Below are 8,725 nucleotides of genomic sequence, written 5' to 3'. Positions count from 1 at the left end.
GTCCCGAACGTCGCCCCGCCCGCCGAGCCCCGGCGCCGCGGTGTCAGCCGTCGCGGGCTGCTCCTCGGGTCGGCGGCGGGCGTGGCCGGGTTGCTGGTCGGCGGCGGGGCGCTGTACGCGATCACCTCGGGCGACGACTCGAAGCCCGACCCGGACCCCAAGCCGGCACCGCCCACCTCCGCCGGGCCGAGCGTCGCCGGAGTCGCCCCGACGCCGCGCTGGATCTACAACCACCCGGCCTCCGAGCCGGTCCCGCTGACCGGCGCCCTCGTGAAGGACCGTCTGCTGGTCCTCACCGACGACAGCCACGTCAGCGCCGTAGACCTGCGCACCGGACGCCGGCTCTGGGAGAACGCGGACGGCGCCAAGGGCCAGGCCGCTCTGGCCGCGGGCGACGACCTGTGCTTCGTCGCGGCTCCGTCGGAGTTCCTGTGGCTGTCGTCGAAGGACGGCAAGGTCACCCATCGCGTCGCGTACGCCGACGGCTTCGAGGGCGCACCGGACCTCTCCGTGCGCACGCTGGTCGGTTCGGCCGGGGCGACCATCTGGTTCACCGGGTCGCACAAGACCACCGTGAAGGCGCCGAAGCCCAAGAAGGGCAAGAAGCCCGGCAAGGACAGGCAGGTCGTCAAGTCGTACCTGTTCGGCTACGACATCGTGCAGCGCAAGGAGCTGTGGCGGACGCCGGTGCCCAGCGGCCGTGGCCCGATCGCCCCCGTGTTCCGTCTGATAGCGGTCCGGCCCGACGCCATCGTCGTACGCCAGGACTCCCGGACGCTCACCCCGGCCGCCCTCAAGGCCGCGAAGAAGAAGGGCGTCTTCCGCAGCTTCGACCGCGAGTCCGGCAAGGCGCAGTGGAGCCGCAGGTTCGGGAACGTCGCCCTCGACGGAGCCGCCGTCGGCGACGAGGAGGGCACCATCTACGCGGCGGACGGCGCCAACCTCCGTGCCTTCGAGACGCCCGCCGGCAAGGCGAAGTGGACGCTGAAGGGCACCCGCGGTTCGGTCTTCGGGCCCTCGCTCCCCGCGGGCGACCTGCTGTACACCACGAATCGCAACCAGGAGGTGGGGGCGGTCGACCCGTCGACCGGAAAGCCGAAGTGGCGGCGTTCGACGGAGGCGACGGGCGGGAAGGCCCCCGTGGTCTCGGTCAGCGGCTCCGGTGACACGGTGCTCGCCGCCGACCCCGGCCAGGTCACCGCGTTCTCGGCGGCGGACGGCAAGCGCCTGTGGAAGTTCCAGGACATCGGCAACCAGGACCCGGACGGCGAGACGGTCACCGCCGGCTACCAGGTGCTGGCCTACGACAAGACGGCGGTCGTCCGCCGTGGCCGCACGGTCTACGCGTTCCCGGTGGCCTGACCGCACCGCACCCGCCCGGCGCACGGGCCGCCGCCTTCCGGGCGAATCCGGGGGCGGCGGCCCGCCGCCACGCCTCCGGGTTCTTGCATCGCCCCGCCGCGGGTGAGCGTATGGACGAATTGCGCTCACTCATGGGGTAGTCGCACGATTCGCCCCGGTTCCGGAGGTGATGTCGTGTCGTCGGGCACCCTGGTGCGTTCCCTCGGTACGGCGGCCCTGGCCGCCGTCGTCGTGGTCTCACCGGCCACCGCCGTCGCGGCCCCCTCCCCCGCGCCGCCCGCCCCGGGCGCCCSGGGCGCCCCGGCCGGCGGTGTCGCCGGGCTGCTGAGCGAGTTGCAGCGGCTCTACCAGCAGGCCGAAGAGGCCACCGAGACCTACAACGGCACGACGGCCGAGCTGAAGAAGCGGGTCGCGAAGGCGAAGAAGCTGGACGCGGCCCTCGCCACCGCCCGCCGCTCGCTGGCCAGGGGCCGCGACGCCGCCGGGCAGCTGGCCCGCGAGCAGTACCAGGGCCGGTCCGACCTCTCCGCGTATCTGCGGCTGCTGCTGATGCGCGACCCCGAGGCCGCCCTGACCCAGGGCCAGGTCATCCAGCGGCTGGCCGCCGGACGGGCGGCGAGCGTGCGGCGGCTCGGCGCGGCCGAGAAGCGGGCCGACGAGCTGGCGAAGGAGTCCCGCAAGGTGCTGGCCGAGCAGCGGACGCTCGCCGCGCGGAAGAAGAAGGAGCGCGACACCGTACGGACCCGGCTGAAGCAGGTCGAGGCGAAGCTCGCCACGCTCTCCACGGACCAGCTCGCCGAGGTCTCCGGCCTCGAACAGAAGAACACGGACAAGGCCCAGGACGCCCTGGTCGCCTCCGGGGCGCTCTCCTCGTCCCGCCCGCCGACCGCCCAGGGCGGCGAGGCCGTCCGCTACGCGGTCCGCCAGATCGGGAAGCCGTACGTGTGGGGCGCGGAGGGACCGGGTTCGTTCGACTGCTCCGGGCTCACCTCGCAGGCCTGGGCGAGCGCCGGCCGCGTCATCCCGCGCACCTCGCAGGAGCAGTGGCGGCAGCTGACCCGGGTCCCGATGAGCGCGCTGCGCCCCGGCGACCTGGTGGTCTACTTCCCGAAGGCGACCCATGTGGCGCTGTACATCGGCAACGGCCTCGTGGTGCAGGCGCCCCGGCCCGGCACCAGTGTGAAGGTCTCCCCGGTGGCGTCCAACCCGGTGCTCGGCGCGGTCCGGCCCGACCCGGCCGGCGCGCCGCTGGCCTCGTACAAGGGCCCGGAACTCCCCGAGGGCGCGACCGCCGGCTCGGACGAGGGGTACGGGGCCGCCTCGGCCCCGGCCTCGTAAGGCCGGGCCGAGAAGGGCCTCCGGATCAGGCGGCCGGGCCCGCCACCGAGGCGAGGTAGGCGTTCGTCTTCTCCGGCTCGAAGAAGAAGTTCTCGAAGTCCGCCGGGTCGTTGAAGCCGTTGGCGAAGCGGTCCGCGACCGGCTGGAGCTGCCCGGCGGCGCCGATCAGGTTCAGCACGTGCTCCGGCGGGACGCCGAGCATGGCGTTGGTCCACTTGGTGACGTGCTGGGCGGTGTCCCAGTAGCGGTCGAAGGCACCCTGCATCCACGCCTCGTCGAACGGGCGGTCGCCGTGCTCGACGATCGCGTCCAGGTAGGCGGCGGCGCACTTGGACGCCGAGTTGGAGCCCTGGCCGGTGATCGGGTCGTTGGCGACGACGACGTCCGCGACGCCGAGCACCAGACCGCCGCCGGGCAGCCGGCCGACGGGCTTGCGGACAGTGGGGGCGTACCGGCCGGCGAGGGTGCCGTTGGCGTCGGTCAGCTCGACCTTGGTGGCGCGGGCGTACTCCCACGGCGTGAACCGCTCCATCAGCTCCAGCGTCAGCGCCAGGTGCTCGGAGGGGTCCTTGACACCCTGGAACGCGTCGAGCGGCCCGCCCGGGACGCCCTCCCAGAACAGGATGTCGGCGCGGCCCGAGGTGGTCAGGGTCGGCATCACGAACAGCTCGCCGACGCCCGGGACCAGGTTGCAGCGGACCGCGTCGAAGTCGGGGTGCTCCGGGCGCGGGCCCATGCCGTGCACGTACGCGACGGCCAGCGCGCGCTGCGGGGCGTCGTACGGCGAACGGGACGCGTCCCGGCCGAACATCGAGACCAGCTCGCCCTTGCCGGCCGCGACCAGCACCAGGTCGTAGGTGCGCGAGAAGTAGTCCAGGTCCGAGACGGCCGCGCCGTGGATGACGAGCTGACCGCCGCGCTGGGCGAAGGTCTCCATCCAGCCGGCCATCTTGACGCGCTGGTCCACGGACTGGGCGTAGCCGTCGAGCCTGCCGACCCAGTCGATGGCCCGCGAGGAGTCGGGGGCGGCGACCGAGACGCCGAGTCCCTCGATGCGGGGGGCCTGGGACTCCCAGAAGTTGAGCTGGAGGTCCCGCTCGTGCTGGAGCGCGGTGTGGAACATGCACTGCGTCGACATGACCCGGCCGGAGCGGATCTCGTCGGCCGTGCGGTTGGACATCAGGGTGACCTCGTACCCCTTGGACTGAAGTCCCAGGGCGAGCTGGAGCCCGGACTGACCGGCTCCGACTATCAGTATCTTCCGCATCGCGGTTCTCCGTTGTGTGGTGCTGAGGGGGAGGCGGGGGGCTACGCGGGGGTGGCGTCGAGGGCGTGGCCGACGAGGGCCAGCAGGGACTCGACGACCGTGATCCTGTTGCGCGCGTCCATGATCACTATCGGCACGTGCGCGGGTACGGTCAGGGCCTCCCGGACGTCGTCGGCCTCGAAGCCCGGCGTTCCCTCGAAGTGGTTGACGGCCACGATGTACGGCAGCCCGCAGCTCTCGAAGTAGTCGAGGGCGGGGAAGCAGTCGGCGAGGCGGCGGGTGTCGGCCATGACGACGGCACCGATCGCACCGCGCACCAGGTCGTCCCACATGAACCAGAACCGCTGCTGGCCCGGCGTGCCGAACACGTACAGCACGAGGTCGTCGTCGAGCGTCAGCCGCCCGAAGTCCATGGCGACCGTCGTGGTGGCCTTGTCCGGGGTGGCGCTGAGGTCGTCGGTGTCCTCGCTGGCCCGGGTCATCATCGCCTCGGTCTGCAACGGGGTGATCTCGGAGACCGCGCTGACGAACGTGGTCTTGCCGACGCCGAAGCCGCCCGCGACCACGATCTTCGTGGCGATCGGGGCCCTGGTGCGGTCCAGCTGCCAGGGCTGGAGCTTCTCCTCGGGCTGGTCCTCCGGGCCGGGCTGCCGCGGTGCGAACAGCGACTCAGAGACGGCGGAGTCCATCGAGCACCCTTTCGAGCAGTGCGCGGTCGGGCTGGCCGGTGCCGTGCCCGGTCCCGTACACGCGGATCTTTCCCTGGTCGGCCAAGTCGCTGAGCAGCACCCGGACCACGCCGAGCGGCATCTTCAGCAGCGCCGAGATCTCCGCGACGGTGCGCATCCGGCGGCAGATCTCGACGATGGCCCTGAGCTCCGGCATCAGCCGGGACGTCAGATTGCCGTTGGTCAGCTCGCGGCGCTCCTCCGGAGCCTCCAGCGCGGCGACGAACGTCTCGACGAGCAGGACGTGCCCGAAGCGGGTGCGGCCGCCGGTCAGCGAGTACGGACGGACCCGCGCGGGCCGTTTGCCGGCCCCTCGTACGGGAAGCTTGCGGGCGGGTCCGGCTGCGGCGTGGCTCACTGGGCGCTCTCCATCGATTTGCGCAGTTCACTGCGGAGTTCGGGGGTGAGTACGTGTCCGGCGCGGCCGACGAACAGGGCCATGTGGTACGCGATGACGCCCATGTCGCAGTCGGGCGCGGCGTGCACCCCGAGCAGCGATCCGTCGCTGATCGACATGACGAAGACACTGCCCTCCTCCATGGCGACCATGGTCTGCTTGACGCCGCCGCCCTCCATCAGCTTCGCGGCGCCGACGGTGAGGCTGCCGATGCCGGAGACGATGGTCGCCAGGTCGGCGCTGGAGCCGCGCGGTCCGTTCTGCGGGGCCGCGGACTCGGCGGCGTCGTGGTGGCCGGGGTCGGAGGACAGCAGCATCAGCCCGTCGGACGAGACGACGGTGACCGAGTGGACCCCTGGCACCTCCTCCACCAGATTGCTCAGCAGCCAGTGCAGGTTCCGGGCCTCGGTGCTCAGCCCGAATGTGCTGGGCGCAGTCAACTGCGTGCCTCCTCGACTGTGTCCCCCGTCTCTCCGGTCCGGCCGTCACTGCGGCCTGCCGGCTCGGCGTGCTCGGTACGTGTGGTGCCGGCGCCCTCGGCCAGCTCGGCCTCGACGTCGCGGCGGCCGTCCTTGGCGCCCTGGTGGAAGCCGCCGAGCCGGCGCCGCAGCGCCTCCTTGTCGACGCTCCCCCGCCGCTCGGTGGCGGGTGCCTCCGCGGGCCGGACGACCTTGGGGGTCCGCTTGGGCAGTCCCTTGTCGGTGACGGCCTCGGCCTTGGGCCTACGGGGGCCGGGGACGGTCTCGGCACGTTCCGCGTGCGCGGGGGCCGCGGGGGCCGGCTCGGCGGGTTCCGCCGGAGCGGGGGTCACGGCCGCCGGGTCCGTGTGCGGGGCCTCGTCGGCGGCGCGCTCGTGGCGATCGGGGCCGATGGCGTACGGGCCTGCGGCGGTCGCGCTCTCGGCGACGGGCGGCCGGGGCAGGCGCACCTGGAGGGTGGCCTCGGGGTCGTGGGCCGGCTCGGGGGCCTCCGCCGGCTGATCGGCCTCCACGGGCTCGGGGGCAACAGGGCTCTCGGGCTCCTCCGGCGCGTCCGCGTCCGCCGGAGCCACGGGCTCCGGAGCGTCCACCGGCGGCTTCGCCGCCCCCGCCCCCGCGAGGGCCCGTTCCGCCGCCGCGATCATGGGGTCGTCGGAGGTGGACGCGGCGCGGCCCGGCAGGGTGTTGGAGTTGGCCTCGGCGACCGAGCCCGGCAGGTTGAGCGTGGGCGCGTCGCCGGGGGCGGTGACCGGCGGCGGGGTCGCGGCCGGGAGGGCCTTGGGCAGCAGGGCCTCGGGGAGCACGACGACCGCGGTCACCCCGCTCCCCTTCTGCTCGCGCAGCTCCACCCGTACGCCGTGGCGGGCGGCGAGCAGCGAAGTGACCTGGAGACCGAGCCCGGCCCCGTCCGCGTTCTGCTCGCCGGCCTCGAAGAGCGTCGGGTCGGCGAGGCGGGTGTTCAGCTCGCCCATCCGTACGGAGGACATGCCGATGCCCTCGTCCTGCACGGAGAGCATCACCTCGCCGCTCTCCAGGAGCCAGCCGGAGAGCTGGACATGGGAGTCGGGCGGGGAGAAGGAGGTGGCGTTCTCCAGGAGTTCCGCGACCAGGTGGCTGAGGTCGTCCGCGGCGAACCCGGCGACCTGGGCGTGCGGCGGGAGCGACTGGATGGTGACCCGCTCGTACCGCTCGATCTCGCTGACGGCCGCGCGCAGGACGTCGACCAGCGGGATCGGGCCCGCATGACCGTGGCCGTGGTCCGCACCGGCGAGGACCAGCATGTTCTCGCTGTGGCGGCGCATGACCGTGGCCATGTGGTCGAGCTTGAAGAGCGTGCCGAGCCGCTCCGGGTCCTGCTCGCGCTCCTCCAGGGACTCGATGACACCGAGCTGCCGCTCGACGAGGCCGAGGGTGCGCAGCGAGAGGTTGACGAAGGTGTGGTGGACGGTGTTCTTCAGCTTCTCCAGCTGGGCCGTCAGGTCGGCGGCGCGCACCTGGAGTTCGGCGCGCTGGGCCGTGAGCGCCTCGCGGCCGGCGATCAGCTCGGCGCGCTCGGTCTCCAGCTTCTCGAATCGGCCGTTGAACTCCGTGAGCAGCCCGTGGAGCCGGCCGTGCAGGGCGTTGATGGAGCGGACGACCTGGGCGAACTCGTCGTTGCGGCCCGTGTAGCGGACCGGTTCGGCGGCGGCGGGTTCGGCGGCGAGCCGGGCCGCTCCGATCCGCAGCACGGCGAGCGGCTGGGTGAGGGTGCGGGCGACGGCGGTGGAGACGGCGACGGCGACGAGCAGGCAGCCGCCGAGGAGCGCGATGCGCAGTTCGAGTGCGGTGACGTCGTCGTCGCGCAGCTGCTCCAGCCGCTGGACCTGGGTGGTGCCGAGCGCGGACTCGACCGAGCGCATCCGGTCGACGCGGGCGGAGAGGGCCGCGGCGACCTTCTTGTCGCTGACCTTCAGGTCGGAGTCGGACAGTTCGGGGCGGTCGGTCAGCTCGGCGAGGTACTTCTCGGCGCTGTTGACCTCCGGTCCGGTGACGGTGGCGGCCAGCTTGTCGCGCGCGGTGGCACCGGCGGCCTGGTCGAAGTCGGCGAGCGCGGAGAGTTCACCGACCCGGGCCTGCTGGGCGGCGGCGCTCAGCGCGTCACGGGTGCGGTCCTCCTTGGTCTCGCCCTCGTCCTGGGACTCGACAGGGAGACCGGTGAACGGGTCGGTCCGCGGCGGCACCGGCTCCGGTCGGGGCACCGCGAGCGCGGCGAGCAACAGCCCGCGGGCGGCGGAGGCCTGTTCGGTGGCCCGGCCGAGCGCCTGCGGGGTGCGGGCCGCGTCGGCGGCGCGCGGCGGAGTGCTGCGGGCGAGCTCGTCGGCGAGGCCCTGGAGCTTGGCGATGACCTCGGAGTACGCCCGGTGGGCCTCCAGCGCCGTGCCCTTGCCGCTGACGGCGTCCCGGCGCAGGGAGGGGATGGTGGACAGGTCGCGGAGCAGGTCGGCGGGGGCTGTGTCCCGGATCTCGTCCACCTGCTGGTCGACGCGGGCGCCCCGGCCGCCCGGCTCGCCCTCCCGGCCGCCCGCGATGTACACGGTGACGTCGTCGCGTTCGTCGGCGAGGGAGTGGGCCAGGGAGATGGCCTGCTGGTTCAGCTCGGCGAGGGTGACCAGGTGCTGCGAGTCGTTGAGCTCGGACGAGGCGGCGAGCACGGCCGGTGCTCCCGCAGCTATGACGGTGATCCCGACGACGGCGACGCCCGCGACCAGCCGGCTGCGGACGCGTACGGTGCGACCGCCCTCGGCCGGGGCCGTCGGCGCCGCTCCGGAACCGCTGTTGCTGCCGCCCTTGCTCCGAGGCCGCTTCTTCTGCACCGGTGCTCGCAATCTTGACTCGTCCGCCCTTGAAGCAGAGGTGACGCACGGTCACATATCGAGCGTCCCGCCCCCTGGTACGGCTTCCGACCATTCCAGTGCTTTTCAGGAGGGGGCGCGCATCAACCGCTCCGCCACACGAACGAGTGAACATCACTCCCGAGTTGGCGAACAAGTCTCCCCGGCCGGCCCCGGCGCCATGCGTGGACACCGGCTGGAACTTCCGGGCGGGCTTTGGCAGGATGCCCGCCCGCACCCCTGGGCGGAGTGATTCCTTCCGCCTCGGCCGGCCGTCTGACCTG

7 protein-coding genes are annotated in these 8,725 nt (G+C 73.1%); 2 read left to right on the top strand and 5 right to left on the bottom strand.

Translation table 11 applies throughout. The annotated features are described in order from the left end of the window. Together EAO73_RS36420 and EAO73_RS09090 are read left to right on the top strand one after the other, a co-directional pair. Window positions 1-1,362: PQQ-binding-like beta-propeller repeat protein (locus EAO73_RS36420; protein WP_224756217.1), on the top strand; the 1,362-nt coding region annotated here is incomplete at its 5' end. A gap of 174 nt (window positions 1,363-1,536) precedes the next feature. Beyond that, entirely contained in the window at window positions 1,537-2,700 is a 1,164-nt protein-coding gene (locus EAO73_RS09090; protein WP_147970878.1) for a C40 family peptidase, read from the top strand. 25 nt (window positions 2,701-2,725) lie between these two features. Here the strand turns inward: EAO73_RS09090 and EAO73_RS09085 are convergent, their stop codons facing one another. Genes EAO73_RS09085 through EAO73_RS09065 form a run of 5 tightly spaced genes read right to left on the bottom strand, consistent with a single transcriptional unit; the run spans window position 2,726 to window position 8,423 of the window. Next, a complete protein-coding gene (locus EAO73_RS09085; RefSeq protein ID WP_147970877.1) occupies window positions 2,726-3,967 on the bottom strand; it encodes a styrene monooxygenase/indole monooxygenase family protein in 1,242 nt (413 codons plus the stop codon). Window positions 3,968-4,008: 41 nt separating this feature from the next. Beyond that, window positions 4,009-4,656 carry a GTP-binding protein gene (locus EAO73_RS09080; RefSeq protein WP_147970876.1) on the bottom strand — a complete coding sequence of 216 codons (648 nt, stop codon included), beginning with the start codon at window positions 4,654-4,656 and terminating at the stop codon, window positions 4,009-4,011. Next, window positions 4,637-5,053 carry a DUF742 domain-containing protein gene (locus tag EAO73_RS09075; protein WP_147970875.1) on the bottom strand — a complete coding sequence of 139 codons (417 nt, stop codon included), beginning with the start codon at window positions 5,051-5,053 and terminating at the stop codon, window positions 4,637-4,639. The genes EAO73_RS09080 and EAO73_RS09075 overlap by 20 nt, the downstream gene beginning before the upstream one ends. Further along, window positions 5,050-5,532 (bottom strand): roadblock/LC7 domain-containing protein, encoded by a 483-nt coding sequence (locus EAO73_RS09070; RefSeq protein WP_147970874.1) that lies wholly within the window; start codon window positions 5,530-5,532, stop codon window positions 5,050-5,052. The genes EAO73_RS09075 and EAO73_RS09070 overlap by 4 nt, the downstream gene beginning before the upstream one ends. Further along, entirely contained in the window at window positions 5,529-8,423 is a 2,895-nt protein-coding gene (locus tag EAO73_RS09065; RefSeq protein WP_147970873.1) for a nitrate- and nitrite sensing domain-containing protein, read from the bottom strand. Before EAO73_RS09065 ends, EAO73_RS09070 begins: the two co-directional genes overlap by 4 nt. Between the last annotated feature and the right edge of the window lie 302 nt (window positions 8,424-8,725).

This window comes from Streptomyces sp. col6 (genome assembly GCF_008042035.1).
In the GTDB taxonomy this organism is placed as follows: Bacteria; Actinomycetota; Actinomycetes; order Streptomycetales; family Streptomycetaceae; genus Streptomyces.
This window is presented reverse-complemented; position numbering and strand designations above follow the sequence as displayed.